This window comes from Streptomyces sp. CA-181903 (assembly GCF_050937075.1).
Lineage (GTDB): Bacteria > Actinomycetota > Actinomycetes > Streptomycetales > Streptomycetaceae > Streptomyces.
This window is the reverse complement of the sequence record NZ_JBNJLY010000001.1, coordinates 1,565,285-1,590,966: the sequence shown is the minus strand read 5'-3', so window position 1 is coordinate 1,590,966 and position 25,682 is coordinate 1,565,285. Positions and strand designations below refer to the sequence as shown.

Here is a 25,682-nt window from a genome sequence, read left to right as displayed (position 1 = left end):
GTGGCCGAAAACACCCGGCCCCGTCATGGAATGCTCATCGTTCCGAGATCGAGTTGATGATCGGGGCCAACCTCCTGATCGTCAGTACGGTCTAATCTTCAGGAGGCGGGCCATCAGGCACGCACACCGGCTGCGGGGACGAATGCACATCTCATTCCTGATTCACAATGCCTACGGCATCGGCGGCACCATCCGCACCACGTTCAACCTGGCGGGGACGCTCGCCGAGCACCACGACGTGGAGATCGTCTCGGTGTTCCGCCACCGCGACGAGCCCGTCTTCGCGCCGTCCGGCAGCGTGCGGCTGCGCCACCTCGTGGATCTGCGGAAGGACAGCCCGGGGTACGAGGGGAACGACCCGGAGTACGAGCGTCCGGCGACCGTCTTCCCGTCCACCGAGGGCCGCTACAAGCAGTACAGCGCCCTCACCGACCGGCGCATCGCCGACCACCTGCGCTCCCTGGACTGCGACGTGGTGGTGGGCACCCGCCCGGGCCTGAACGTGCACATCGCCCAGCAGGCCCGGCGCGGCATCGCCCGGGTCGGCCAGGAGCACCTGACGCTGAGCACCCACTCGGCGCCGCTGAAGCTGACGCTGCGCACCCACTACCCGCGGCTGGACGCGGTCACCACGGTCACCGAGGCGGACGCGGCCACCTACCGCAAGCTGATGCGGCTCCCCGGGGTACGGGTCGAGGCCGTGCCCAACAGCATCCCCGCCCCGGTCGTCACCCCCGCCGACTCCACCGGCAAGTGGGTCGTCGCGGCCGGCCGGCTGGCCCCCGCCAAGCGGTACGACGTGCTGATCAAGGCGTTCGGCAAGGTCGTCGCCGAGCGCCCGGACTGGCGGCTGCGGATCTACGGCGGCGGCGCGGAGAAGGCCAAGCTGCGCGCCCTCATCGACAAGCTCGGCCTCTACAACCACGTCTTCCTCATGGGCCCCGCGAACCCCCTGGACCCGGAGTGGGTCAAGGGCTCCATCGGCGCCGTCACCTCCAGCCTGGAGTCCTTCGGGATGACCATCGTCGAGGCGATGCGCTGCGGCCTGCCCGTGGTCTCCACGGACTGCCCGCACGGCCCCGGCGAGATCATCGACAACGGTGTCGACGGCCTGCTGGTGCCGGTCGGCAAGACGGACGCCATCGCCGCCGGGCTGCTGAGGCTCATCAACGACGACGAGCTGCGCCGCCGGATGGGCCGGGCCGCCCTGGAGAACTCGGCCCGCTTCGACCCCGCCGAGATCGCCGGCCGCTACGAGCGGCTCTTCGCCGAGCTCACCGGCCGCGGCGCGCTGCGCGGCTCCCTGCACCGCACCCGCGGCGTCCTGCTGAGCGGCGCCCTGCGGACCAAGGACGCCGTCCGCCCCGCGCTGCGCCGGGTGCGTGCCGCATGACACCCGTCCCGACCCCCGCCGGACCCGCGAACGCGGGCTCGCCCGTCCCAGAGGAGTTCACCATCGTGTCTGCCGCGCCGCGCGCCGACTGCATCGCGGATTCCGCGGGCGGACTCACCTTCGACCTCGACGCCCCCGAGGGGGCCGACGCCTCCGGCCACTGGTCGGCGGCGCTGGTGCTGCTCCGCCGGGGCGGCGACGCCGTCGAGAACGCCGACGATGAGGTCCGCCTGCCGCTCACCCCCAACGGCGACGGCCGGCTGCGGGCCGTGCTGCCGAGCACCGTGCCGCTGCCCGAGGGCCGCTGGGACGTGTACGTGGACGCCGGCGAGGCGGACCCGGTGCGGCTGCTGCCCGGCCTCGCCGACCTGCGCTCGCTGGTCGACCGCCGGCCCGGCCCGAGCACCTCGCCGCTGACCGTGCGCATCCCCTACGCCACGAAGCACGGCAATCTTTCGCTGCGCAGCTGGCAGCGCGCCCCGCACGCGGAGGCGGGCGACCTCGGGCTGGACGCCAAGGGCGTCACGGTCCACGGCACCCTGCACCGCGTCGAGGACCCCGCGGAGTGGCTGGCCGGCGCGGTGGCCGAGGCCCGCTGCCGCCGTGATCCGGAGCTGGTGTGCGCCGTGCCGCTGGAGACAGCGGGTCACGGCTTCTCGTTCACCATCGCCCACCAGGAGCTGTGCGAGCGCTGGGAGGGCGGGCCGGACGCCTGGGACCTGTGGCTGCGGCGCGCGGACGGGACCGGGGAGGCCCGGATCGCGCGGCTGCTGGACGACGTCGCGGACAAGAAGCAGATCTTCGTCTACCCGGCGCAGCCGGTCGACGCCCCCTACGCGCCCGCCCAGGCCGGTCCGTACTACACGGCCGACAACGACCTCGCGATCCGCGTCGACGAGCGGCCGCCGGTCTCCTGAACCCGCGCCCCGGCCGGGTTCCGTCAGCCGGCCGGGTCCCTCGCCACCTGCGGCTGCCGCCGGGCGGCGGTCTCCGGGTGGTGGAGGTCGAAGGCGGGCGACTCGGAGCGGATCCGGGGCAGCGTGACGAAGTTGTGGCGGGGCGGCGGGCAGGAGGTCGCCCACTCCAGCGAGCGGCCGTAGCCCCAGGGGTCCTCCGCCTCGACCCGCCGGCCGTACCGTGCCGTCTTCCAGAGGTTGTAGAGGAACGGCAGCGTCGAGAGGCCGAGCAGGAACGAGCCGATGGTGGAGACGGTGTTGAGCACGGTCCAGCCGTCCGCCGCCAGGTAGTCGGAGTAGCGGCGGGGCATGCCCTCGGCGCCCAGCCAGTGCTGGACGAGGAAGGTGCCGTGGAAGCCGGTGAAGAGGGTCCAGAAGTGGACCTTCGCCAGCCGCTCGTCGAGCATCTTGCCGGTGAACTTCGGCCACCAGAAGTAGAAGCCGGCGAACATCGCGAACACCACCGTGCCGAACACCACGTAGTGGAAGTGCGCGACCACGAAGTAGGTGTCGGTCACGTGGAAGTCCAGCGGCGGCGAGGCCAGGATGACGCCGGTGAGGCCGCCGAAGAGGAAGCTGACCAGGAAGCCGACCGACCACAGCATCGGTGACTCGAAGGACAGCGAGCCCTGCCACATCGTGCCGATCCAGTTGAAGAACTTCACCCCCGTCGGCACCGCGATCAGGAACGACAGCAGGGAGAAGAAGGGCAGCAGCACCCCGCCGGTGGCGAACATGTGGTGCGCCCAGACCACCACCGACAGGGCCGTGATCGCCATGGTGGCGCCGATCAGCATGGTGTAGCCGAAGATCGGCTTCCGGGAGAAGACCGGGATGATCTCGGTGATGATGCCGAAGAACGGCAGGGCGATGATGTAGACCTCGGGGTGGCCGAAGAACCAGAAGAGGTGCTGCCAGAGCAGCGAGCCCCCGTTGGCCGCGTCGAAGACCACCGCGCCGAACCGCCGGTCGGCCTCCAGGCAGAGCAGCGCGGCGGCCAGCACCGGGAAGGCCAGCAGGATCAGGATCGAGGTGAACAGCACGTTCCAGGTGAAGACCGGCATCCGGAACATGGTCATCCCGGGGGCGCGCATGCAGATGATCGTCGTCAGGAAGTTCACCGCGCCGAGGATGGTGCCGAAGCCGGAGAGCGCGAGTCCCATGATCCAGAGGTCGGCGCCGACGCCGGGGGAGTGCTCGCCGCCGCTCAGCGGCGCGTAGGCGGTCCAGCCGAAGGAGGCGCCGCCCTCCGGCGTCAGCAGGCTGCTCACCACGATCAGGCCGCCGAAGAGGTAGAGCCAGTAGGCGAGCATGTTGAGCCGCGGGAAGGCCACGTCCGGCGAGCCGATCTGGAGCGGCATGATCGCGTTGGCGAAGCCGGCGAAGGCCGGGGTGGCGAACAGCAGCAGCATGATGGTGCCGTGTGCGGTGAACGCCTCGTTGTACTGCTCGTTGCTGAGGATCTGCAGGCCGGGGCGGGCCAGTTCGGCGCGCATCAGCAGGGCCAGCAGGCCGGCGGCGAGGAAGAAGCCGAACGAGGTGATGAGGTAGAGACTGCCGATTTTCTTGTGATCGGTGGTGGTCAGCCAGTCGATCACGGACGCTCCGGGCCGCCGGTCCCGATCCGGGACGGCGGTTTCCTCCGCGGTGTCGCTCTCCATCCGTGCCCCCTCGCTCTCGGCGCGCGCTCGTCTGCCCACCCGCTCGCGCGCTCGTCCGCTCCGGCTCGTACGGCTCGTCCCCCGTCCCCCTGCCCCGGGGCACCCGCCATGATGCTCGCGGGGGCGGGCGCGCGCGAGGGTGCCTCCTCGGCCGGGGCGGGGGCGCGGGCGGCCGGGGACGGCCGTGGCGAAGCTGACCGGAATTTAATATTCCGCAGAATTCGGCGAAACGCGGCGGTGCCGGTGGCGTTGCGTCCGCAAGGCGGCGGGAATTCCCTTACCGGCGGTAGGGGTGAGGGTTTCCCGGGGAATGCGGAAGTCGCGGGGCGGGAGCGGTGAATTCCGCGGGCGTTTCCCGCGGGCGTCCTCCGGCGGTGTCGCGGGGAGCGGGGAAAGAACCCGCGGGGGTGATGTGGGTCGCGTCAAACACGGTCCCGGATTTCTGTGACAGAAGTGTGACCCATGGGGTCCGGGCGACGGCCGGTACCGGCCCGGCCGGCCTCGGCGGGGGCGGGCGGGCCGGTCCACCGCGGGCCGCGGGCGGGCTACGGTGGCCGCATGGTGCCGCTGCCGAACCTTCCCCAGGACCCCGACGACGACCTCGACGCCTACGCCGGCCTCGGCGCCGAACGGGCCGCGGCCCGGGCGCGGGAGCGGGGCTGGACGACCGTCCGCACCCTGCCGCCCGGCGCGGTGATCACGCTGGAGTACGTGGTGGGCCGGCTGAACCTCGAAGTGGCGGACGGGACCGTGCTGCGCTGCTGGAAGGGCTGAGCGGACTCGTACGCGCGAAGGGCCGCCCCGGAGTTCCCGGGGCGGCCCTTCGTGTGTGCGTACGTCCGTTCCGCTCAGCCGACGGTCCGGCCGCGGCCGGTGGCCGGCAGCGGCGGGGTGCGCGGCGTCCGGTCGGCGTGCGGGGGACGGCGGCTGCCCGCCGGGGTGACCGGCGTGCGTTCCGAGCGGGCGGTGTGCGTCCGGGCCGCGGCACGCGGGCGGGCCTCCGCCGAACGTCCGGCCCGCCCGGCGCCCGCCAGTTCGCGGACGGGGAGGGTGTCGTCGACGGGTGTGCGCGGCGCCCAGAGGCCGATCGGCGTCGCCGCGGCGGCCGGGGCGAGGGCCGCGCCGTGCTCGCGCAGCCGCGCCCAGGCGGCCAGCAGCCAGGTCTCGGCGCGCTCCATCAGCGGCTCGAACCAGGGCAGGGCCAGCAGCACCAGCAGTCCGGCGGTCCAGCCGAGGGTCACGTCGCTCATCCAGTGCGTACCGAGGTAGACCGTGGTCATGCCGACGCCGAGCGCCAGCAGGGCGGCGGAGACGGAGGCGATCCTGCGGGCCCGGGGCGTGGTGGCCAGGTAGGCGAGGACGCCCCAGGTGACCACCGCGTTGGCGGTGTGGCCCGAGGGGAATATGTCGCCGCCGGCGAACATCTCGTTCGAGCCGATGGCGGTGGCGTAGTGCGGCCCGAGCCGCCCCATCCCTATCTTCGCGGCACCGACGGTCGCGTTGAGCAGCAGCAGCGACGTGCCCAGCACCAGCAGCGGGCGCAGCGTCCCGCGGCGGTGGCAGCACCAGCCCAGCCAGGCGGCCACGGCGACGGCGGTCGGGCCGCGCTGGCCCAGGACCACGAAGTAGTCGAGGAAGGTGTGGATCTCGGGCCACTGCTTGTACGGCCGGAAGAGCATGACCTGCCAGTCGAAACGCACCGGCCAGGACGTGGTGAGCACACCGACCACGATCGCCGCGTAGACCACGGAGGTCGCCGCGAAGATGCCCAGGCGGGTTCTGGTCATCCGCGGGCGCGGGGGCTCGGTCGGGCGCTCCTCCGCGGGGACGAGCTCGTCGTTGGTACGCACTCAATCGACGTTACATTGCGTGATGGGAGGGTCCGGCCGATCCCGCCGCTTTGTGATGACGATGTGATGTGGAATGCGTCTCAAACACGACTTTCGGCACGTTTGATACGGCGGATCCGGAACCGCGTACCGGGAAATAAGAAACACTTAAAGAAGGTCCGCCGAGAGGCCGCCGGGAAGATGGGACATCCTTTAATTAAGTGTGTGCGGATGTTTATCGGCGGACGGCGGGAGTTCCCCGCGGGCTTTTCGGGAGGGTCCGCCCCCGCGGCCCGGTGATCGGGGCGCGGGAGCGGCCGGACCAGGGAACGATCATGAAAACGATCAGGGCGGTCCCGAGCCGTTCAGCCAGAACGCTCCGTAACAGGCCGCCGCCAGCGTCAGCGCTCCCGCCGTCGCCGCCGCCCGCGCCGTCCGCAGCCGCGCCAGCGCCGTCGCGAGCGGCAGCAGCAGCGGGAAGGCCGGCAGCATCAGCCGGGGCTTGGAGCCGAAGTAACCCTTCGCGGTCAGGGCCAGCAACAGCACCGTCCCGGAGTAGACCAGCAGCGGCAGCGGCTGCCCCCGCCGCGCCCCGGTCACATACAGCCACACCACCAGCACCACACCCACCAGCAGACCCACCCCGGCCGGCCAGGCCGCGCCGGTGAACCGGCCGGCGACGAAGGAGCCGAACGCCACCCCGCCGTCGAAGCCGTTGCCCCAGCCGCCCTGGACGTCCAGGTAACCGGCCGGGTCACCCGTCCGGACGCCGACCCAGGCGACGTACGCGAGCCAGCCCAGCGGGGCGAGCGCCACCCCGAGCAGCATCCGCCGAAGCCCGGAAGGCTCCGGCCGCCGGTCCCGCCGCAGGGCGACCGCCGCCGCCACCCACACGGCCGCGACCACCGCCGCTCCCACCGGCCGGGTCAGCCCGGCCAGCGCCGCGCACAGCCCGGCCGCCGGCCAGCGGCCGGTCAGCACCGCGTACAGGCTCCAGGCGGCCAGCGCCGTGAACAGGGACTCGGAGTACGCCATCGACTGCACCACCCCCACCGGCAGCGCCGCCCACAGCACCACCAGCGCGACCCCGGCCCGGCGGCCGTACAGCCGCTCGCCGACCGCGAAGATCCCCGCGGCGGCGGCCAGCGAGGCGACCGCGCTCACCACCAGCCCGGCGTCCGCCGCCGACAGCGGCAGCACCGCCGACAGCGCCCGCTCCAGCCACGGCAGCAGCGGAAAGAACGCCAGGTCGGAGTGGACCTTCCCACCGGCCAGGACCAGCGTGTAGCCGTAGCCGTCCTCCGCGATCCGCGAGTACCAGACCGCGTCCCAGCGCCCCGAGAGCAGATGGTGCGCGTCCTTGCCCGTCACCGTCCCCCACAGCGCGAGGACCGCCACCCCCAGTGCCCGGACCGCCGCGTACGCCAGCAGGGCCGGTGCGGCACGCCGGAGCGCGCCGGAGACGGCCGGGCCGGAGTCGGCCGCCGGTTCGTGGCGTATGCCGGAGGGAGCGGAAGGGGGAGCGGGTTCGGTCACCGGCCAATTGTCCAGCATTCGGGACGGTGACCGTCCGCGTCGCGAGGCCGGTGCTGCCGCCGGTGACCTGCCGGGACTCGCGTACGCTGTCGTCTCACTCGTCCCCCGGCACCGCGGCCCACCGTCCCCCATCGGGTCCGCGCACGACCGCCGGGGCCCGATACGGAGGTGGGTGAATGTCCGGAACGGCGACGGCCCGCCCCCGGTGGACCGCTGGCGTTCCCCGGCAGCGGCAGCGCACCGGCGGGCCCGGCCCCGCGGCCGGCGCCAACCGCTGGGCCGTGCTCGTCGTCCTCTGCGCCAGCCTGCTCCTGGTCGCCGTGGACGCCACCGTGCTGCACGTCGCCGTCCCGGCCGTCTCGGAGGACCTGCGCCCCGGCCCGATCCAGCTGCTCTGGATCGTCGACGTCTATCCGCTCGTCTGCGCCTCGCTGCTGATCCTCTTCGGCACGCTCGGCGACCGGGTCGGCCGGCGGCGGGTGCTGCTGCTCGGCTACGGACTGTTCGGCTGCGCCTCGCTGCTGGCCGCGTTCGCCGGCCGGCCGGAGGTGCTGATCGCCGCCCGGGCGCTGCTCGGCGCCGGCGGAGCGATGATCATGCCGGCGACGCTCTCCATCCTGCGGCAGGTCTTCCCCGACCGGCGGGAACGGGCGCTGGCCATCGGCGTGTGGACCGGGGTGGCCGCCGTCGGCGCGGCCGCCGGGCCGCTGCTGGGCGGGTTCCTGCTCGAACACTTCTGGTGGGGCTCGGTCTTCCTCATCAACCTGCCGCTGATGGCCGTCAGCCTCCCGGTCGGCCGCCGGCTGCTGCCCGAGTCGACGGGCGACGGGGACGGGCCGTGGGACGTGCTCGGCGCGCTGATGGCCGCGTTCGGGCTGTTCGGCGTGGTCCTCGGGGTGAAGCGGATCGGCGGCGCCGAGCCGCTGTCCCTGCTCACCCTGGTGCCCGCCGCCCTCGGCGCGGCGCTGCTGATCCTCTTCGTCCGCCGGCAGCGGCGGCGCGAACACCCCCTGGTGGACCTGGACCTGTTCGCCCGGCCCGCCTTCGGGATGTCCGTGGGCTGCATCGTGCTGGCCATGCTGGCGCTGGTCGGCCTGGAACTGGTCGCCGCCCAGTACCTCCAGCTCGTCCTCGGCCTCACGCCATTGCGGACCGGGCTGCGGCTGCTGCCGCTGACCCTCGCCGCGATGGCGGCCGGCCTGGCCGGCTCCCGCGTGCTGCACCGCTTCGGGCCGCGCGCCATGGTCGCCGGCGGCTTCGTGCTCACGGCGGCCGCGGTCCTCGCCCTCACCGCGATGGGCCGCGAGGACCGGCCCCTCTTCCTCGTCTGCTGCTTCGTCTTCCTCGGCCTGGGCCTGGAGACCACGCTGTTCGGGGCGTACGAGTCGATGCTCGGCGAGGCCCCGGCCGGCGCGGCGGGCGGCGCCGCGGCGATCGGCGAGACTTCGTACCAGCTCGGCGCGGGCATGGGCATCGCCCTGCTCGGCAGCGTGATGAACGCGTTCTACGCGCCCGGAGTGACCGGCGTCCCCGGCGTGCCCAGCGCGGCGGGCGCGGCGGCGGGCCACTCGCTCGGCGAGGCGTACCGGGTGGCCGACCGGCTCGGCGGCCCGCCGGGCACCGCGCTGCGGACGGCGGCGCGGGACGCGTTCGTGCACGGGCTGCACATGACGCTGGGGGTCAGCGCGGTGATCCTGCTGGCGGGGGCGGTGGCGGCGCTGGGGCTGCCGCGGTCCGCGGAGGGGGAGCAGGGCGGGGAGTAGGGGACGCCGGGTGGACGACGGCGGTTGCCCGGAGGTCGGGGGGTGGGCCCCGGACGCCGGTGGCGCGCCCGGCCGGTCGTCCGCCGAGGTCACAGCGGCTCGCTCTGGACGGGGCGGTTACCGGCCCGTAGCGTCTGAGCGAGCCGCAGGACCGCACCCAGGTGGAGGGGGCCATGCCCGCCATGCCCGACCAGCCCGTCGAGGCCGATCAGTCCACGACACCCGCCAGGCCCGTCACGCCCGCCAGGCCCGTCGAGCCCGTCAAGCCGGCGAAGCCCGCCGCGTTCGACCCGTACGACCCGCTCGGCATCGACGACCTGCTGACCGACGAGGACCGCGCCGTCCGCGCCACCATGCGGCAGTGGGCGGCCGACCGCGTCCTGCCGCACATCGCCGAGTGGTACGAGCGCGGCGAGCTGCCCGGGATCCGTGAGCTGGCCCGTGAGCTGGGCTCCCTCGGCGCGCTCGGGATGTCGCTCACCGGGTACGGCTGCGCCGGCGCGAGCGCCGTGCAGTACGGGCTGGCCTGCCTGGAACTGGAGGCGGCCGACTCCGGCGTGCGCTCCCTGGTCTCCGTGCAGGGCTCGCTGGCGATGTACGCCATCCACCGCTTCGGCTCCGAGGAGCAGAAGCGGCGCTGGCTGCCGCCGATGGCCGCGGGCGAGACGATCGGCTGCTTCGCGCTCACCGAGCCCGACCACGGCTCCGACCCCGCCGGCATGCGCACGTACGCCAAGCGCGAGGCCGGCGGCGACTGGGTGCTCACCGGCCGCAAGATGTGGATCACCAACGGGTCGGTGGCCGGCGTCGCGGTCGTCTGGGCGCGGACCGACGAGGGCGTCCGCGGCTTCGTCGTCCCCACCGACCGCCCCGGCTTCTCGGCCCCCGAGATCAAGCACAAGTGGTCGCTGCGCGCCTCGGTCACCAGCGAACTCGTCCTGGACGGGGTGCGGCTGCCCGCCGACGCCGTCCTCCCGGAGGCCGTCGGCCTGCGCGGGCCGCTGAGCTGTCTGAGCCACGCCCGGTACGGCATCGTCTGGGGCGCGATGGGCGCGGCCCGGGCGAGTTTCGAGGCGGCGCTGGACTACGCGCGGACCCGGGAGCAGTTCGGCCGGCCGATCGGCGGTTTCCAGCTCACCCAGGCCAAGCTGGCCGACATGGCGGTGGAGCTGCACAAGGGGATCCTGCTCGCCCACCATCTGGGGCTGCGGATGGATGCGGGACGGCTGCGGCCGGAGCAGGTGAGCTTCGGGAAGCTGAACAACGTGCGGGAGGCGATCGAGATCTGCCGTACCGCCCGGACGATCCTCGGGGCCAACGGGATCTCGCTGGAGTACCCGGTGATGCGGCACGCGACGAACCTGGAGTCGGTGCTCACCTACGAGGGGACGGTGGAGATGCACCAGCTGGTGCTGGGGAAGGCGTTGACGGGGATCGACGCGTTCCGCTGAGGGGCGTGGGGCCTCTCGGAGGAGCCCCGGGCTCGTCCTCAGGCGCCGGAGGGGTGCTCGTCCGACGCGTGAGGACACGCGGCCTGTGCGCCGCGCCGGCCGGGCCTGTCGCTGTGCGCGGGCCGGCCGGAGGGGTCAGCTCTGGTTGAAGAAGCCCCCGTTCACCCGGCCCACCGGCTCCCCGTTGACCACCTTGTAGTCGGCCGGGGTGAGCAGGAAGACCCGGTTGGCGACCCGCTCGATGGAGCCGCGGAGACCGAAGGTCAGGCCGGCCGCGAAGTCCACGACCCGCTTGGCGTCGCTCGGTTCCATCGCGGTGAGGTTGACGATCACCGGGACGCCCTCGCGGAACAGCTCCCCGATGCCGCGGGCGTCGCGGAAGCCGTCGGGGGTCACCGTGGCGATCCGGGTGCCCTGTTCCTGGGCCGCCTCGTCGGCGACGCGGACTCTCGGGCTGGTCACCCAGGAGTCACCGGGCTCGGGCCCCTCGGCGTACTCGTCGTCGTAGTAGCGCTCGTCATCGCTGTCGTCGACGAGGCCAAGCCAGGCACTCGCCTTACGCACCGAACCCATGGACGCCTCCTCTCACACGCGGTGTGTTCCGCCCGCCCCTCTATGGTCGTCCATGATGCGGATGGTGTGCCAAGTGGATAGGGGCCAAGCGAGGATTTCGTGACGCATCTGGTGCAAAGCAGGTGGCGGTGCGTCAGAAACCCCGAAGCCCCCGAAGCGAGCCCCCCGCTCGGCCGTGACCGGCCTGTACCGAGCCTATGGCTAGGATGCGCCAGTTGCTCGGCACCAACACGGGGGCGTCATTGTTCGGAATCATCAGACCGTGTCGGCATCGGCTCTCGGAGGCCATGCGGACGGAGTGGATGGCTCATCTGTGCGGTCTCTGCCTGGCTTTGAGGGGAGATCACGGGCAGTTCGCCCGAATAGCTACGAATTATGACGGATTGGTGATATCCGTCCTGGTCGAGGCGCAATCCCCGCGCCGGGCCGGGGAGACGGCGGGATGGCGGCGGAAGGCGGGGCCCTGCCCGCTGCGCGGGATGCGCACCGCGTCGGTCGCCACCGGGGAGGGCGCGCGGCTGGCCGCCTCCGTCTCCCTCGTCCTCGCCTCCGCGAAGCTGCGCGACCACGCCGCCGACGGGGACGGGGCGATGGCCCGCCGGCCGGTGGCCGCGGCGGCCCGCCGGGTCGCCGCCTCCTGGGACCGCGCGGGCGCACGCACCGGCTCCGACCTGGGTTTCGACACCGCGCTGCTGGTCGACGCGGTCGAGCGGCAGACCGGCCTGGAGACCCTGGCCGGCCCCGGCACCCCGCTGGTCTCGCTCACCGAACCGACCGAGACCGCCACCGCCGCCGCCTTCGGGCACACCGCCGTCCTGGCCGGACGGCCGGAGAACCGGGAGCCGCTGGAGGAGGCGGGCCGCCTCTTCGGCCGGCTCGCGCACCTGCTGGACGCGGTCGAGGACCTGGAGGCCGACGCGGAGTCGGGCGCCTGGAACCCGATCGCCGCGACCGGCGCCGACCTCGCGGACGTCCGGCGGCTGTGCGACGACGCGGTGCACGGGGTGCGGCTCGCGCTCGCCGACGTCACGTTCGCGAGCAAGGCCCAGGGGCGGCTCGCGCACCTGCTGCTCGTCCATGAACTCCCGCGCGCCGTCGACCGGGCGTTCGCCACGGAGGGGTGTGGGCACCATGGGCATCACGGGCACGAGCAGGGGCAGGGGCGTGGGGAGGGGTGGGCGTCGGGTGACGCCGGGGTGGACGAAGGGGCGGGCGCCCGGGCCGCGTTCGGGCCGCCGCCCGTCATGCCGCCGCCCGCGCCGCCGGAGCCTCCGCGACGTGATCGGCGGCGCGGGCTGCTGGCCGGATGCGCGGTGTGGGCCGGGCTCTTCTGCACCTGCCAGGTGTGCTGCCGGGATCCGTACCACGATCCGTGGAACGGGGAACCACGCGAGGGGTGGTGCCACAAGTGCGACTGCGATGACTGTAGCAATTGCGGTGATTGCTGCGACTGCTGCGGCAACTGTTGTTCCTGTGGGGATGGTTGTGGGTGTGACGGCTGCGGGTGCGACTGCTGAGAGTGTGACGGCGCCGCCTCTGTGACGTGCCGGGCTCTGCCCGGGGCGTTGCGCCTTCGGTCGTGACGGGCTTCGTCTGTTCGGCGAGGGGCGTACGGGGCAAGGGGGACGGACGGGGCGTTCGCCCGGCGGGGAAGTGCCCGGAACGACCGGTTCGACCCTTGCGCCCGGGGCCGCCCGGTCGAATACTCCCTCATCAGTGCTTCAACAGTGCTTGTCAGGGGCGCGGCGCGGCAACGGAACGCGCCGTGCCGTGTCGTGCGTGGCCCCGCTTCTCAGGGAGGCGCCGGTGTCAGGACATCAGCGTGAAGAGACCGGCGCGAAGGCGCGAGCGTGAAGGCGTCAGTGTGAAGGCACGGGCGTGGAGACGTAAGCGTGAAGGCGTCGGTGTGAAGGCACGGGCGTAAAGACGTAAGCGTGAAGACGTGATCCTCGTGAAGACATAAGCGTGAAGACGTAAGTCTGCAGACAGCAGCGTGTATTCACCAGCGCGCAGTCACCAGCGTGAGGACAGCAGCGTGAGGAACAAGCGCACCGCCCGCACCACCGTCCCCGCCGCCCTCGTCATCCCGTCCGCCAGAAGAGCCGCCGCCCTCGCCGCCGCGCTGCTCGCCGTCTCCGCCTTCGCCGGCCCTCCCGCCGGGGCGGTCCCCGGCGTCCCGGAGGTGCCCTCCGCCGCCCGGCTCGCCGCGCTGAGCACCGCGGTCGGGGAGGCCGATGTCCCGGGCACCGCCTGGGCGGTCGACGAGCGGACCCACGAGGTCGTCGTCACCGCCGACGCGACCGTCCCGCCCGAGGGCGTCGCCCGGATCAGACGGGCGGCCGGGGCCGACACCGACGCGATACGCGTCGAACGCGCCCCCGGGTCCTTCCGGCCGCTGATCGCCGGCGGCGACGCGGTGCACGCCGGCGACTGGCGCTGCTCGGCGGGGTTCAACGTCCGCAAGGGCACCACGTACTACTTCCTCACCGCCGGCCACTGCACCCAGGGCAAACCCGCCTACTACGCGGACCCCGGGCACCGCATGGCCGTCGGCCCCACCGCCGCCGGCACCTTCCCCGGGGCCGATTACGGGCTCGTGCGCTACGCCAACGGCTCGCTGCCCCACCCGTCCGCCGTCGACCTCTACGACGGCCACTCCCAGCGGATCACCTCCGCCGCCACGCCCCGCGTCGGGCAGAACGTCCGCCGCAGCGGCTCCACCACCGGCGTGCGCGACGGCCGGGTCACCGGGCTCGACGCCACGGTCAACTACGGCAACGGGCAGGTCGTCCGGGGTCTGATCAAGACGGACGTCTGCGCGGAGCCCGGCGACAGCGGGGGCGCCCTCTTCTCCGGGTCCACCGCGCTGGGCCTGGCCTCCGGCGGCAGCGGCGACTGCCGCAAGGGCGGGACGACCTTCTACCAGCCCGTCGTCGCGGCGCTCGACGCCTACGGCGTCCGCCTCTTCTGAGCCCGGGCGCCCGCTCCCGTACGAACGCCCTCCCAGGGCTCGACCCCGGGTCCTGCGGGGCATACCGTGGGCATATCACCTGTCGTGGGACACAGGGGGCCGTGATGGTCGAAGACCTCGTGGTGGCGGTCGTGGCCGCGGCGTCCGCCGGAGCGGTGTACCTGATGGCGGCGGCCCGGGTGGTCAAGCAGTACGAACGCGGTGTGGTGCTGCGCCTGGGCCGACTGCGCAGTGAGGTCCGGCCGCCGGGCTTCACCCTGATCATCCCGGGCGTGGACCGGCTCCGCAAAGTGAACATGCAGATCGTGACCATGCCCGTGCCCGCCCAGGAGGGCATCACCCGCGACAATGTCACCGTCCGGGTCGACGCGGTCGTCTACTTCAAGGTCGTCAACGCGGCCGAGGCCGTCATTCAGGTCGAGGACTACCGCTTCGCGGTCTCGCAGATGGCCCAGACCTCGCTGCGTTCGATCATCGGCAAGAGCGATCTGGACGATCTGCTGTCCAACCGGGAGAAGCTCAACCAGGGCCTGGAGCTGATGCTGGACAGCCCGGCCATCGGCTGGGGCGTGCAGATCGACCGGGTGGAGATCAAGGACGTCTCGCTGCCCGAGACGATGAAGCGGTCGATGTCGCGGCAGGCGGAGGCGGAACGGGAGCGCCGGGCGCGGGTGATCAACGCGGACGCGGAGCTGCTGGCGTCGAAGAAGCTGGCGGAGGCGGCCGCGACGATGTCCGAGCAGCCGTCGGCCCTGCAGCTCCGCCTGCTCCAGACCATCGTGGCGGTGGCGGCGGAGAAGAACTCGACGCTGGTCCTGCCGTTTCCCGTGGAGCTGCTGCGGTTCCTGGAGCGGGCGGGGGCGGGGGTGCCAGGCGCTGAGGAACGGGCGGTTGGGGCGCGGGGGACGTACGAGGGACGGCGGACGGACACGTCGGGCGCGGAGCGGGTGGCGGGGGAACGGGCCGCGGAGGGGCGCGGGGTGGAAGAGCGGGCGGCGGAGGAACGGGCCGCCGTGGAGCGGGCCCTCGGCGAGCGGGTCTTTGGAGAGCAGGCTCCCGGGGAGCGGGCCCTCGGGGAGCAGAGCCTCGGAGAGCCGGTCCCCGAGCGGAGCCCCGGAGAGCGGGCCGTCGAGGGGCGGACGTCGGAGAGGTGGACGGTCGAGGGCTGGGACGCGAAGGGCCGGCCGGCCGGGGAGCGGGTCGGCCGGGAACGGCGCCCGGGGAACACCGGGGAATCGGCCACCGGTGAACCGGACGTGGGAGAGCGGGAGTTGGGCGACGGCGGGCCTGTGACGCGGCGGGAGACCGGCGGATCCGGTGAGGAGTGAGGTCCCGGGCTCCCCGGGCCGCCCGGGCCGCTCCCCTTGGTCGCCGGTCCGGCGGTCCGGGGCCGTTCGCATGGGCATGCAGGCGACCGGAAGTCGCCCTTGTGCACCCCCACCCCGGGTGGGGACACTCGGACGCACGACTTGGCATGGACGCGACCCCCGCCTCTTCGGGCGGGAGGACCTACTACCGGCCGGTGCCCCCGGAGCCCCCGATGTCGCGGGCGCAGGGCAGACGCACCAGCCGAACTCCCGGACAAGGAAGGGGCGTTGTCGGCCCCACCCTGCCCGGCCATGGGCGGCGGCCCCCGGACACACCTCCACGGTGTCCGGGGGCCGCCTTACGCGCGCGCGGGGCCTACGGGCTCACGGCGCCTATGGGCTCACGGTGCCTGCGGGCTCACGACCCGCCCGGCTCGGAGTCCGGCCGGCGTCAGAACTCGAAGACGAGGCCCTTGCCCGCCTTCATCTCGCACGGGTTGGCGAAGGTGTGCTCGTACTTGACGCGCTGCCCCTCCCAGACACCCTCCGCGGTCACGACGAACGGGTTCCACTCCTTGGTGCAGGCCGTGCCGGACTTGATCTTGGTGATCTCCTCGAAGTTGCCGTTCGCGGTGCGCAGTTGGTCGCAGGCCCCACGGGCGTCCGGGTGGGAACCGCTCGGCTTGGGCATGCAGTTGAGCGTCACCGCGCGCTGGACGCCGGCGGAGGCCGCCTTGTCGCCCTGGCCGACGGTGAGCACCAGTGCCGAGGGTGCGTACAGGCTCTGCTGGGCGGCGGGTGCGGGCGCGGGCGTCGCGCTAGCGGTGGCCCCGGCCCCCACCAGGCTGCCCAGGATCAACGCTGACCCCAGGGCGATCCCCCCAGTGATGTACCGCATTCCGAACACTCCCTTGTTCGTGGGTTCCGATAACGCTCGGAAGTTTGGCCCAAGCGCAGAGTGAACGCACATGGATCGATCGCTTTCAGTCGCTGGTTGAAAGCGTTGAGTAGTGGCGCGTTTCCGCTGTTCCCCGAGGGGTGGGAGGGGCGCCGCATACGATCGGGGTAGTGCGGGGTGTCCGGTCTGCTGGGAATGAGGGGATTTAGTGTTTCAGGAGTATTGACCTGCGGTAATCCCTTGCCATCGCTGATCGGACTTTAACTCCCCCTTGGAAAACAAGGATTGACAGGGGGTCGGTTCGATGATTCCAGAGTTCAGGGCGGAGGGTCCGGCTCCGGGAGGGGCCCGGCCGAAAAGAGGGCCGGCCGGGGCGGGGGAGGGATTCCGGACGCCTTGCGGATGGCTCGGTAATGACCGAAGAGGTGCCATCCCGACCGCCTGGTATGGCTGTTCAGGTCACCTGGCGGTCGATTTCTGTTCGCCGAAGCCGTCGTTCCGTTCGACGGTGGCCTTCTTCCGTTCACGGATGATCGCGCCCACCCAGGTGACCGCGGCCCCGGCCACCGCCCAGCCGGACAGCACCAGAAGGGGGCAGGTCAGGGCGTTGCCGTCGAAGTAGGCGAGGGAACGGGCCGACCAGGTGCCGGCGCCCGGCGGGAGCGCCGGACCGATCACCCGCCAGAAGGGCGGCAGCAGGGGATAGGGGTAGGCGCCGCCCGCGCTCGGGTTGCCGAGGACGACGACGATCGCGATCGCCAGCCCGATGCCGACGACGCCCGCCAGGCTCTGGAGTGCCAGGGTGAGGGCGCCCACGGCGAACACCACCAGCGCCCCCAGCCCCCACAGCGGGGCGACGCCGGCCGGCAGCGCGTCCAGGACCGGCCCGGTGACGACCGCGCCGAGCAGTCCGGAGACGGCGGCGTAGGCCGCGAGCGCGGCCAGCCGGATGACGGCGCGGTGGCGGTTGGCGGGACGGGCGCCCGCGCTGATCGCGAGGATCGCGGCACACAGGTAGCCGCCCACGCACCAGCCCACCACCAGGTAGAACGAGGTCAGCCCGCGGGAGTCGCCGGCCGCGGCGGGGGCGACGTCGACGACCTTCACCGTCCGGTGCTCGGCCGCCTCCGCCCGGGTGGTGACCGCCTCGGCGGCCTGCGCCAGCGAGGCGCCCGCACCGCTCGCCACGAGCAGGGTGTCCTTGGTGCCGCGCGGGTCGACCACCAGGGCCGCGTCCAAGTCGCGTTCCCGCAGCCCCCGTTCGGCCGCCGTCCGGTCGGTCTTGACCTCCGGTTCCAGCGGATCGCCGGGAAGCCGCCCCAGCCGGTCGGCCAGCGAACCGGCCACCTGCCGGGGCGCCACCACGCCCAGCCGGATGTCCCGCGGCTGCGGATGGTGGAAGGCCCCCACATAAGAGGCGATGAACGCGAGCTGGAGGACGAGGACGCCGGTCACCAGAAGGGCGGCCCGGCCGGTGACCGCGTCGCGCACCTCCCGGACGAAAGAGCTCATGCCCCGAGCCTGCGGGGGACGGGTGGGCGGCGCAGGCGGGGTGGGCCGATCGGGGGAGGGGTGCGTACCGCTCGTTCGCGCGTTCGCACGGATGTTCGGTGACGTGGTTTATGGTGGAGGGAGAGGGGCGGAAATCGGCCAGGGGGTCATGACGGGCTTTGAACGGCGGGAGGTGCGATGGGTGCTCGTTCGGCGTTCCCGTCGGAACCGACGCGTCCGGGGTCGTCGCAGGTGTTCCCGGTGTTCCCGGTGCCGCCGGGACCTTCGGCTGCGCCTTCCGGGCCCTTGACGGCTTCTGCTTCCTCCCCGGACGACGCGTCCCCGGAGGCGCGGGTGTCACTGGTGTTCTCGGCGTCTCCGGCCGGCGGTCCGGGGCTGGCGCAGGCCCCCACGCAGGTACGTCCCGCGCCCCCGTACACCCCGACCCACCGTCCGTCCACCCCGACCCGTCATCCGTCCGCCCGGGGCGGAGCCCCGCGTGCCCGGACAGCCTCCTCGTTCACCCACCTGCACGCCGCCTCCGGCTTCTCGGCGCGGTACGGCGCCTCGCACCCCGAGCGGCTGGCCGAGCGGGCGGCCGAGCGGGGCATGGACGCGCTCGCGCTCACCGACCGCGACACCCTCGCCGGTGCCGTCCGGTTCGCCCGGGCCACCGCCGAGGCCGGGGTGCGCCCGCTGTTCGGCGTGGACCTGGCCGTTCGCGGACCGGAGCCCGCGCCCGGCGAGACCGTCCGCCGCCGTACCCCCGTACGCGGCGGGGCGTTCGTCGACGAGTCCGCGCCCCGCGCCGTCTTCCTCGCCCGCGACGGCGCGCTCGGCTGGGCCGCGCTGTGCGGCCTGGTCACCGCCGCCCACGCCGGGCGCACCGGCCCCGCCGAGCTGCCCGAACTGCCTTGGACGGAGGCCGCGGCCGCCGCGGCCGGGCCGCGCCCGCCGGTGTTCGTGCTGCTCGGCCCGGACTCCGAGGCCGGCCGCGCGCTCGCCGCCGGCCGTCCCGACCGGGCCGCCCGGCTGCTCGCGCCGTGGCGTGAAACGTTCGGTGCCGCGCTCCGCCTGGAGGTCGTCTGGCACGGCCGCACCGGCACCGGACCCGGCTCCCTGCGGCTCGCCGCCCGTACCCTCGGCCTCGCCGTCGAACAGGGCGTCCCGGCCGTCCTCACCAACGCCGCGCGCTACGCCGACCCCGGCCAGGGGCCCATCGCCGACGTCCTCGACGCGGCCCGCCGGCTGGTGCCCGTCGACTTCCGCCGGCCCGAGGCGCTGGACGGCGGCGAGCGCTGGCTCAAGGACCCCGGCGCCATGGCCGCCGCCGCCGAACGGATCGCGGAGGCCGCCGGGCTGCGGCGCGACGCCGCCCACCGGCTGCTCGCCGTCACCGCCGAGACCGCCGCCGCCTGCCGCGTCGACCCCGAGGACGACATCGGCCTGGGCTCCGTCCACTTCCCCGAGCCGCGCCTGGTCGGCGCGGACCGGCGCACCGCCGACCGGGTGCTGCGCTCCCGCTGCACGGCCGGGCTGGTGCTGCGCGGCTACGACCGGGGCCCCCGCGGCCGCGTCTACCAGGACCGGCTGGACGACGAGCTGGACGTCATCGGGCAGCGCGGCTTCGCCTCGTACTTCCTCACCGTCGCCCGGGTCGTGGACGACGCCCGTGAGCTCGGCGTCCGCGTCGCCGCCCGCGGCTCCGGCGCCGGTTCGCTGGTCAACCACCTGCTGGGCATCGCCGGCGCCGACCCGGTCGAACACGGCCTGCTGATGGAGCGGTTCCTGTCCACCCGGCGGGCCGCGCTGCCCGACATCGACATCGACGTCGAGTCCGCGCGCCGGCTGGACGTCTACCGCGCGATCTTCGACCGGTTCGGCCCGGAGCGGGTCGCGACCGTCGCCATGCCCGAGACCTACCGGGTCCGGCACGCCCTCCGCGACGTGGGCGCGGCGCTCGGGATGGACCCCGCCGAGGTGGACCGGCTCGCCAAGGCGTTCCCGCACGTCCGGGCGCGCGACGCGCGGGCCGCCCTCGCCGAGCTGCCCGAGCTGCGCGGCATCCGGCCGGAGCGGTACGGGCGGCTGTGGGAGCTGACCGAGGCGCTGGACGCGCTGCCGCGCGGCGTCGCCATGCACCCGTGCGGCGTCCTGCTCTCGGACGCGACCCTGCGCGCCCGCACCCCCGTCGTGCCGACGAGCGGCGAGGGCTTCCCGATGTCCCAGTTCGACAAGGACGACGTGGAGGAGCTGGGCCTGCTCAAGCTCGACGTGCTGGGCGTGCGGATGCAGTCCGCGATGGCGCACGCGGTGGACGAGGTCGAACGGGCCACCGGCCGCCGCGTCGACCTCGACGACCCGGCGCAGGTACGGCCCGGGGACCCGCGCACGTACGCGCTGATCCGCTCCGCCGAGACGCTCGGCTGCTTCCAGATCGAGTCGCCCGGCCAGCGCGATCTGATCGGCCGGCTCCAGCCGGAGACCTTCCACGACCTCGTCGTCGACATCTCGCTGTTCCGGCCGGGGCCGGTCGCCGCCGACATGGTGCGCCCCTTCATCGAGGCCCGGCACGGCCGCGCGCCCGCCCGATACCCGCATCCGGACCTGGCGGAGGTGCTGCGCGAGACCCATGGGGTGGTCGTCTTCCATGAGCAGGTGATCGAGATCCTTCGGATCATGACCGGTTGCGACCGGGGTTACGCGGACGAGACCCGGCGCGCGCTCTCCAAGCCCGAGCTGCTCGGCCGGGTGCGCGCCTGGTTCGCCGCCCGGGCGGCGGAGCGCGGATACGCCGCCGACGTCGTCCGCCGCACCTGGGAGATCGTCGAGGCGTTCGGCTCGTACGGCTTCTGCAAGGCGCACGCGGTCGCCTTCGCCGTGCCCACGTACCAGTCGGCGTGGCTGAAGGCGCACCACCCGGCCGCCTTCTACGCCGGCCTGCTCACCCACGACCCGGGGATGTACCCCAAGCGGCTGCTGCTGGCGGACGCGCGGCGGCACGGGGTGCCGGTGCTGCCGCTGGACGTGAACCGTTCGGACGCCGCCTATCGGATCGAACTGGTGTCTGAAAGACGGTTCGGGATCCGGCTCGCCCTCTCCGAGGTGCACGGCATCAGCGACGCCGAGACCGAACGGATCGTCGCCGGCCGCCCGTACACCTCCCTCCCGGACCTGTGGCGACGGGCCCGGCCCGGCCTGCCCGTCGCCGAACGGCTGGCGCGCGTCGGCGCGTTGGACGCGTTCGGTACCAACCGGCGCGACCTGCTCCTGCACCTCGCCGAGCTCCACCGCCACCAGCGGGGAGCCGGAGGGTCCCGGCGGCGGGGGCCCGCCGCCGCCCAGCCGACCCTGGTCGACGACGCGCGGACCGAGCCGATCGGCCTGCCCGACCTCGACGAGAAGGAACGGCTGGGCGCCGAGCTGAACGTGCTCGGGATGGACACCTCGCGCCATCTGATGACCGATCACCGCGCTTTTCTGCGGGAGTTGGGCGCACTCCCGGCGAGCCGGCTGCGCGACGCGCGGCACGGCGAGACCGTCCTGGTCGCGGGCGCCAAGGCGGCCACCCAGACCCCGCCGATCCGGTCCGGCCGACGGGTGGTCTTCGCGACCCTGGACGACGGCACCGGCCTGATCGACTGCGCCTTCTTCGACGACTCCCACGCGGCCTGCGCCCACACGGTCTTCCACTCCTGGCTGCTGCTGGTCCGCGGCACGGTCCAGCGGCGCGGGCCGCGCAGCTTCAGCGTGGTCGGCGTCCGGGCCTGGAACCTGGCGGAACTCGCCGCGCTCCGGGCGGAGGGCGGCTTGGAGGCGGTGGCGGAAGTGCTGGCCCGGCCGGTGGAGGAGGCGCCTGATGAGGTATCCCGGCGGCGCGTCGAGATGCCCACCGGCTACGCGATGCACCCGTGGGCCGACCTCCGACCGGCGGGCGAAGGGGCGGCCACGGGGCGGAAGTTGTGGCATGCGAGTCAGGGGAGTGCGGGGCGATGAGCGGGGTTGAGGCGGGGGTCGGGGGTGTGATCGGGGCTGTGGTTGGGGTTGGGGTTGGGCGGAGGCTGACGGCGGTTCCGGATCCGAAGCCGGATCCGAAGCCGGATCCGAAGCCGGATCCGAAGCCGGATCCGAAGCCGGATCCGAAGCCGGATCCGAAGCCGGTTGAGGGTCAGGAGGTGGTTCGGGGCCCGGAGCCGGACCCGGAGTCGAAGCCGGCTGAGGATCAGGAGCCGGCTCGGGGCCCGGTGGCGGCGCTGGTTCGGGGCCCGGAGCCGGTTCGGGACCCGGTTCCGGCCCCCGGCCCGTCCGTGGCGCGGCCGGTCCGGCGGCTGCGGGCCGCCGAGGGCACGGGCGCGCGCGGAGCCGCGCCGGGCGAGGACGCCCCCGCCGCACCTGCCACCCCCGCCGCCCCTGCCACCTCTGCCGCCTCTGCTGCCTCCGCCGTCCCCGCCACCCCCGTGCTGTACGTCCGCTTCCAGTCGGCGGCCGTCGACACCCCCCTCGGCGAGGAGGTCTACGACGGCCTCCTCGCCCTGCTCGCGGAGGTGACCCCCGTCGTACAGGCGCTGCCGCCCGCCGCCGCGCTCGCGGATGTGCGGGGCGCGACCCGGTACTTCGGCCGCGACCCCGCCGGGCTCGCCGCCCTGTTGCGGGTCCGGAGCCTCGCCCGGTACGGCGTCGACTGCGCGGTCGGCGTCGCGGCGAACCCGATGCTGGCGCGGATGGCGGCGCAGGACGCGCCGCCCGGCGCGGTCCGCGTGCTGCCGGCGGACGACGCCGAGGTGGCCGCCTTCCTGGCCCGCAGGCCGGCCGTGGCGCTGCACGGCGTCGGCCCCGCCACCGCCCGTACCCTCTGCGCGTACGGACTCGACAGCGTCGGCCGGATCGCCGCCGCGCCGCTGCCCGCGCTCCAGCGCATCCTGGGCGCCGCGGCCGGGCGGACGCTGTACGAGCGGGCGCACGGCATCGACCCCACGCCGGTGACGCCGGAGGCGCGGGCCCGCTCGATGGGCGCGGAACACCGGTTCGGCGCCGACGAACTGGACCCGGAGCGGCGCCGCCGCGCCCTGCTCGCGCTGGCCGACGGGCTCGGGGCCCGGCTGCGCGGCGACGGCCAGGTGGCCCGCGGCCTCACCCTCACCGTCCGGTACGCCGACGGTTCCGCCACCACCCGTACCCGTACCTTCGCCGAACCGACCGCGCACACACCGGCGTTGACCGCCGTGGCGTACGAGCTGCACGCCGCGCTCGGCCTGCAGCGGGCCCGGGTCCGGGCGGTGGCGCTGCGCGTCGAGGGGCTCGCCGAGGCCGAAGGGGCGCCGCTGCAGCTGACGTTCGACGCGGCAGACGACAAGGCGCGCCGGGTGGAGGCGGCCGTGGACCGGGCGCGGGCCCGCTTCGGCCCGGCGGCGGTGGGTCCGGCGGCGGCGCTGCACGTCGCCTGAGGGCGGGGCGGTCGGTGGGGGCTGCCGCCCACGGTTACCGCCGCGTAACTGGCCGAATTCATGCGAACGAAGCGATGACGAACTTATTGACGAAGTCATGACCTTCCCGCAACCTACTCGCACGTAAGTTGATGCCCTTTCAGCGCGAGGTTCCCCCCTGGCCGTCGCGCCGCCCCCGTGCGCCCTCTCCCACCTGCGAGGTTGCCCCATGACCGGAATCCGAAGACTTCCCCGCGGCCGCCGTCTCCGCCGTCTCCTTCAGGTCCTCGCCACCCTGCTGCCCGCCCTGGCTCTGGTCCTGGCGGCCGGCGCGGCGGCACCGGCCGCCACCGCGGGCGCCGACCGGTCGGTCAGCCGTGGCTGGAACGACTTCTCCTGCAAACCGTCGGCTGCCCACCCCCGGCCCGTCGTCCTGATCCACGGCACCCTCGGCAACTCGGTGGACAACTGGCTCCTCCTCGCGCCCTACCTGGTGAACCGGGGCTACTGCGTCTTCTCGCTGGACTACGGCCAGCTCCCCGGCGTCCCGCTGTTCAACGGCCTCGGCCCGGTCGAGAAGTCTTCGGCCCAGCTCTCCGCCTACGTGGACAAGGTCCGTACGGCCACCGGCACCGCGAAGGTGGACCTCGTGGGCCACTCCCAGGGCGGCGGCGTGATGCCGCGCTACTACCTCAACTTCCTTGACGGCGCGGGCAAGGTGAACTCCCTGACCGGGCTCGCCCCGTCCAACCACGGCACGACCCTCTCGGGCCTCACCAAGCTCATGGACAAGGTCCCGGGCGCCCGCCAGGCGATCCACGGCGCCACCCCCGGCCTCACCGACCAGGCCATCGGCTCCGAGTTCCTCAAGCGGCTCGCCTCCCGCCCGGACACGGTCCCCGGCGTCCGCTACACGGTCGTCGCCACCAAGTACGACGAGGTCGTCACCCCGTACCAGACCTCGTACCTCTCCGGCCCGAACGTCCGCAACATCCTCCTCCAGGAGCGCTGCTCCCTTGACCTCTCCGAACACGTCGCGACCGGCATGATCGACCGCGTCGCCTTCAAGGAGGTCGCCAACGCCCTCGACCCGGCCCACGCGACCCCGGCGACGTGCGCGGACATGGTGAGCTGAGGCGCTGGGCGCCGGGCGGTTGAAGGAACGTTTCGCTTGAACGTGAGGGCGTCCGTGCCGGCCGACGGCCGGCACGGACGCCCCTGTCGTACGCGGCTCAGGGGTGGGCCCGCCGCAGGTGGCGGCCCATGAGGACCGTCAGGTCCGTGGCCCGGCTCAGGTCGCCGGCCCTCGTCGCCTCCGCGTACTCCTCCTTGATCCTTGAGCACTCGGCGCAGCGCCGGGGTGGTTCTGCCGCGGCGGGAAGGGGCTGTCGTTCCGTCATGACCGCATCGTGCAGCCCCCTCCGGGACGTATCGCCGCCATACGGCGGACTGTCGGGCGGCTGGGCCGGTACGGTCCAGGAAAGGCCCAAACGTCCCCAGGAGGCATCTTGAACTCCGCGCTACGTTCTCGTCGGGCACGACTCACCCATGCTGCACCTGCGAAGGCAGGGGGACGGCGGGCTGTTCGACCGGTTCGCGGAGCACGCCGAGGAACTGTGGGGGCGGAGTGTTCCCGCGCGGGAGTGAGCGCGACCGTTTACTCGCGCATCCTGTCCGCGGCTGTGCCCCGAGCCGGCCGCAACCGACGGGAAACCGGGAGCACCTCGGCCGAACGGAAGGGCTCTCGGCCAGGATGGGCCCCATGAACTCACCTCCCACGCTGTCTGCCACGGAGATCACCACCGATCGACTCCGGCTGCGCACAGCGCGCGACAGCGACCGTGACGGACTCGTCGGGCTCCAGACCGATCCGCAGGTCCGGCTGTACCTCGGTGGTCCAAGGCCCCGAGCTGCTGTCGAGCAGTATCTCGACGCGATCGGTATCACGAGCGTCACCCGCAATCCCGGCACGTTTGTCATCGCGGACAAGACGACGGACCGGTTCCTCGGGACGCTCGTGCTGGACCGACGCTCGGCCGACCTCCCCGGGCACGTCACCGAGGAGGGCGGAGAACTGGAACTGACCTACCTTTTGCGGCGCGACGCTTGGGGCGCCGGGCTGGCGTTCGAGGCCGCCGCGGCCGCGTTGCGTGCCGCTGCCGGTGAACTGCCCGACCAACCGGTCCTGGTGGTGACCCAGACAGCCAACGAGCGCTCGCTCAAGCTCGCCGCCCGGCTCGGCTTCCAGCGTATGAGCACCTTCGAGGCGCACGGCGCGGAACAAGCCCTCGCCGTGGCCAACCTGCACTCGTTCACAGTCCGAGCGGCACGCGACACGAGCACCGGACCCACCGGGGTCGGCCTCGTCCTCGATACCCCGGAGCTGTGGTCCGGAACCGGGGATCGGTCTTAGTCTGCCGGTGTCGCCGT

19 protein-coding genes and 1 pseudogene are annotated in these 25,682 nt (G+C 73.4%); 13 read left to right on the top strand and 7 right to left on the bottom strand.

The genetic code is table 11. From position 1 onward, the window contains the following. Positions 1–142 precede the first annotated feature (142 nt). Both ACQEVS_RS06860 and ACQEVS_RS06855 read left to right on the top strand, forming a co-directional pair. Complete coding sequence (locus tag ACQEVS_RS06860) at positions 143–1,393, top strand: glycosyltransferase family 4 protein (protein WP_433016624.1); 1,251 nt, start codon at positions 143–145, stop codon at positions 1,391–1,393. After that, the gene (locus ACQEVS_RS06855) at positions 1,390–2,310 is read left to right on the top strand and encodes a hypothetical protein (protein ID WP_433016621.1); all 921 of its coding nucleotides are present in this window, start codon (positions 1,390–1,392) and stop codon (positions 2,308–2,310) included. Before ACQEVS_RS06860 ends, ACQEVS_RS06855 begins: the two co-directional genes overlap by 4 nt. Positions 2,311–2,333: 23 nt before the next feature. Here ACQEVS_RS06855 and ctaD read toward each other — a convergent pair whose 3' ends face one another. Next, a complete protein-coding gene (gene ctaD, locus ACQEVS_RS06850; protein ID WP_433016618.1) occupies positions 2,334–4,010 on the bottom strand; it encodes an aa3-type cytochrome oxidase subunit I in 1,677 nt (558 codons plus the stop codon). A gap of 558 nt (positions 4,011–4,568) precedes the next feature. On the opposite strand from ctaD, the gene ACQEVS_RS06845 reads away from it, so the two are divergent. After that, positions 4,569–4,784, top strand: a complete 216-nt coding sequence (locus tag ACQEVS_RS06845) for an I78 family peptidase inhibitor (protein WP_433016615.1) — start codon at positions 4,569–4,571, stop codon at positions 4,782–4,784. 74 nt (positions 4,785–4,858) lie between these two features. Here the strand turns inward: ACQEVS_RS06845 and ACQEVS_RS06840 are convergent, their stop codons facing one another. Continuing rightward, entirely contained in the window at positions 4,859–5,860 is a 1,002-nt protein-coding gene (locus tag ACQEVS_RS06840; protein WP_433016612.1) for a phosphatase PAP2 family protein, read from the bottom strand. A gap of 324 nt (positions 5,861–6,184) precedes the next feature. Next, positions 6,185–7,393: a hypothetical protein gene (locus ACQEVS_RS06835; protein WP_433016609.1), complete on the bottom strand. Its 1,209-nt coding sequence runs from the start codon at positions 7,391–7,393 to the stop codon at positions 6,185–6,187. Between the two features lie 158 nt (positions 7,394–7,551). Here ACQEVS_RS06835 and ACQEVS_RS06830 point away from each other — a divergent pair, with 158 nt between their 5' ends. Beyond that, positions 7,552–9,138 (top strand): MFS transporter, encoded by a 1,587-nt coding sequence (locus ACQEVS_RS06830; protein WP_433016606.1) that lies wholly within the window; start codon positions 7,552–7,554, stop codon positions 9,136–9,138. Between the two features lie 173 nt (positions 9,139–9,311). Continuing rightward, entirely contained in the window at positions 9,312–10,589 is a 1,278-nt protein-coding gene (locus ACQEVS_RS06825) for an acyl-CoA dehydrogenase family protein (protein ID WP_433016603.1), read from the top strand. A gap of 135 nt (positions 10,590–10,724) precedes the next feature. Here the strand turns inward: ACQEVS_RS06825 and ACQEVS_RS06820 are convergent, their stop codons facing one another. Next, a complete protein-coding gene (locus tag ACQEVS_RS06820) occupies positions 10,725–11,162 on the bottom strand; it encodes a cell division protein SepF (protein WP_004949241.1) in 438 nt (145 codons plus the stop codon). 242 nt (positions 11,163–11,404) lie between these two features. On the opposite strand from ACQEVS_RS06820, the gene ACQEVS_RS06815 reads away from it, so the two are divergent. The 3 genes from ACQEVS_RS06815 (at position 11,405) to ACQEVS_RS06805 (ending at position 15,461) form a co-directional block, all read left to right on the top strand. Then, positions 11,405–12,679 (top strand): DUF5685 family protein, encoded by a 1,275-nt coding sequence (locus tag ACQEVS_RS06815; RefSeq protein ID WP_433027322.1) that lies wholly within the window; start codon positions 11,405–11,407, stop codon positions 12,677–12,679. 518 nt (positions 12,680–13,197) lie between these two features. Further along, positions 13,198–14,133, top strand: coding sequence for a S1 family peptidase (locus ACQEVS_RS06810; RefSeq protein ID WP_433016599.1), 936 nt, complete (start codon positions 13,198–13,200; stop codon positions 14,131–14,133). Positions 14,134–14,237: 104 nt separating this feature from the next. Then, complete coding sequence (locus ACQEVS_RS06805; protein ID WP_433016596.1) at positions 14,238–15,461, top strand: slipin family protein; 1,224 nt, start codon at positions 14,238–14,240, stop codon at positions 15,459–15,461. 430 nt (positions 15,462–15,891) lie between these two features. On the opposite strand, the gene ACQEVS_RS06800 is transcribed toward ACQEVS_RS06805, so the two are convergent. After that, positions 15,892–16,338: a subtilase-type protease inhibitor gene (locus ACQEVS_RS06800; RefSeq protein ID WP_433016593.1), complete on the bottom strand. Its 447-nt coding sequence runs from the start codon at positions 16,336–16,338 to the stop codon at positions 15,892–15,894. A gap of 459 nt (positions 16,339–16,797) precedes the next feature. Next, complete coding sequence (locus tag ACQEVS_RS06795; RefSeq protein ID WP_433016590.1) at positions 16,798–17,850, bottom strand: DUF3533 domain-containing protein; 1,053 nt, start codon at positions 17,848–17,850, stop codon at positions 16,798–16,800. Positions 17,851–18,027: 177 nt separating this feature from the next. Here ACQEVS_RS06795 and dnaE point away from each other — a divergent pair, with 177 nt between their 5' ends. The 3 genes from dnaE (at position 18,028) to ACQEVS_RS06780 (ending at position 24,387) form a co-directional block, all read left to right on the top strand. Further along, positions 18,028–21,825: a DNA polymerase III subunit alpha gene (gene dnaE, locus ACQEVS_RS06790; protein ID WP_433016587.1), complete on the top strand. Its 3,798-nt coding sequence runs from the start codon at positions 18,028–18,030 to the stop codon at positions 21,823–21,825. Positions 21,826–22,286: 461 nt separating this feature from the next. Next, complete coding sequence (locus tag ACQEVS_RS06785) at positions 22,287–23,273, top strand: DNA polymerase Y family protein (RefSeq protein ID WP_433027319.1); 987 nt, start codon at positions 22,287–22,289, stop codon at positions 23,271–23,273. Positions 23,274–23,481: 208 nt separating this feature from the next. Continuing rightward, the gene (locus tag ACQEVS_RS06780) at positions 23,482–24,387 is read left to right on the top strand and encodes an esterase/lipase family protein (RefSeq protein WP_433016584.1); all 906 of its coding nucleotides are present in this window, start codon (positions 23,482–23,484) and stop codon (positions 24,385–24,387) included. A gap of 97 nt (positions 24,388–24,484) precedes the next feature. Here ACQEVS_RS06780 and ACQEVS_RS06775 read toward each other — a convergent pair whose 3' ends face one another. Continuing rightward, a complete protein-coding gene (locus ACQEVS_RS06775; protein ID WP_433016581.1) occupies positions 24,485–24,652 on the bottom strand; it encodes a hypothetical protein in 168 nt (55 codons plus the stop codon). A gap of 127 nt (positions 24,653–24,779) precedes the next feature. On the opposite strand from ACQEVS_RS06775, the pseudogene ACQEVS_RS06770 reads away from it, so the two are divergent. Next, a pseudogene (locus ACQEVS_RS06770) lies at positions 24,780–24,899 on the top strand (XRE family transcriptional regulator); the annotation flags it as partial. 115 nt (positions 24,900–25,014) lie between these two features. Continuing rightward, complete coding sequence (locus ACQEVS_RS06765; RefSeq protein WP_433016578.1) at positions 25,015–25,665, top strand: GNAT family N-acetyltransferase; 651 nt, start codon at positions 25,015–25,017, stop codon at positions 25,663–25,665. Positions 25,666–25,682: the final 17 nt, after the last annotated feature.